A 1987-nucleotide genomic window follows, 5' to 3' on the forward strand; every position below is an offset into this window, starting at 1 on the left:
GGCATTCAGACAGGGCTGTTGCGTAACGGCTTGACTTCATGGCTCAAGGCTGATCAGCGCGTCGTTATTGTCCACGCTCTCAACCCCTATGGCTTCGCTCATTTAAGGCGAGCCGATGAGGACAACGTTGATTTAAATCGCAACTTCGTGGATCACTCCAAACCTTATTCGGAAAACTCGAACTATGATGCTTTGGCCAATGCCATCGCCCCTAGCAGCCCGTTGACGAAGTCTGCACTGGACAGAAGCGGCCTGATCCGATTCTTTGGTGTTGTGATTTAGCCGGGGGTTTCGCCGATGGCGATGGGATTTCAGAAGGATCGTCAGGGTGACTTGATGGTGGGCTGGGCTGAGATGCCGCGCTCGCCGGGACATGTGTTTTACGATCGCCTGCAGCGGGTTCTGCACGAGGGTGGTTTCGACGGTTTTGCCGAGACGGCGTGCGCGCCCTATTACGCGGCTAAGATGGGTGCGCCCTCGGTGCCGCCGGGGCGTTACTTCCGCATGCATCTGGTGGGTTATTTCGAGGGCATCGCCTCGGAGCGCGGGCTGGAGTGGCGCTGCTCGGATTCGCTTTCGCTGCGGGAGTTCCTGCGGCTCGGGAGCCGTGATCGTGTGCCGGACCATTCGTGGCTTTCGCGGACCCGCACGCGGCTGCCCCACGAGGTGCACGCGTCGGTGTTCGACTGGGTCCTGGCCTTGATCGCCGAGGCCGGCTTGGTGCAAGGCGATCGCCTTGGGGTGGATGGCTCGACGATGGAGGCCGACGCGGCGCTTCGAAACATCGTGCGGCGCGACACGGGCGAGGGTTATCGCGAGATGCTGAAGCGGCTGGCCGAGGAGAGCGGGATCGAGACGCCGACGGCGGAAGATCTCATCCGCATCGACCGCACGCGCAAGGGAAAGAAGCTTTCCAACGCAGACTGGGTTTCCAAGAGCGATCCCGATGCGCGCATCGCCAAGATGAAGGACGGCACCACGCAGTTGGCCTACAAGCCCGAGCATGCGGTCGATCTCGACAGCGGCGCGGTGTTGGCGGCCGAGCTCCACCTGGCCGACCAAGGCGATACCAAGACCCTCGAGAAGACCCTGGCAGTGGCGAAAGAGAAGCTCGAAGCCCTCGGCGTCGGCCCGACGCCGGAAGATCCGGCCGAATGCGTGGCCGACAAGGGCTATCACTCCCGGGCGGTCTTGAAGGCCTTGGACGATGGTCCCTGGAAGACCCGGATCGCCGAGCCCAAGCAGAAGGGCCGGCCCAACTGGCGCGGCGACGAGGCGGCGCGGCGCGCGGTCACCAACAACCGCGCTCGGCTCAAGTCCGGGGTTGCCCGCGCGGGCTTCAAGCTGCGCGCGGAGATCGTCGAGCGCTCCTTTGCCCACATCCTGGACCGCGGTGGCCTGCGCCGGACTTGGCTGCGCGGGCGGGCGAACGCGCACAAGCGATACCTGCTCCACGTCGCCGGTCACAACCTATCCTTGCTGATGCGCCAACTCATCGGCGCCGGCACCCCTCGGGAGGCCGTGGCGGGCCGATACGGCGGTATTTTCCTGCTGCTCGTGCCCATCGGGGCCATGGTGACGGCTCAGGGCGGCCCGGGAAGCGGCCTGACGATTCTTGCCGCCGCGTTCCTGATCTGGGCCATTCTTCTCATTCGGGAGTGACAGCTCCCAAAGAGCCACTTATTCAACGGGCTGTTAGAGCTCTGCCAATGCGACGAAGCCGTTGATATCCTATGGCATGGCGACTCCGTTTTTCGATTAGAGTGTTCCCCCGCTGGGTGAGCTCGCGACGGTAGATGATCTTTGCGATCGGCGAGATCTTGCCGTTGAGGCTTTTTCGAGCCGGGTTCACGTTGAGTGGGATCCGGAGGCGTCGGTGGGCCCGATGGGTCAGCCGGCGTTTTTCGGCGAGTACCTGAAGCGGTGCGGCCTGTTCGATCCCTGGGTTGGGGATTGTCCGTTGTATCTGACGAGCCCGAATGCGCCC

1 protein-coding gene and 1 pseudogene are annotated in these 1987 nt (G+C 63.3%); both read left to right on the forward strand.

The window, feature by feature from the left end; genetic code table 11:
• Positions 1 to 282: DUF2817 domain-containing protein (locus GY769_00935; GenBank protein ID MCP4200482.1), on the forward strand; the 282-nt coding region annotated here is incomplete at its 5' end.
• Between the two features lie 51 nt (positions 283 to 333).
• A pseudogene (locus GY769_00940) lies at positions 334 to 1515 on the forward strand (transposase).
• The last annotated feature ends 472 nt before the right edge of the window (positions 1516 to 1987 follow it).

This window comes from bacterium (assembly GCA_024224155.1).
Taxonomy (GTDB): Bacteria; Acidobacteriota; Thermoanaerobaculia; order Multivoradales; family JAHEKO01; genus CALZIK01.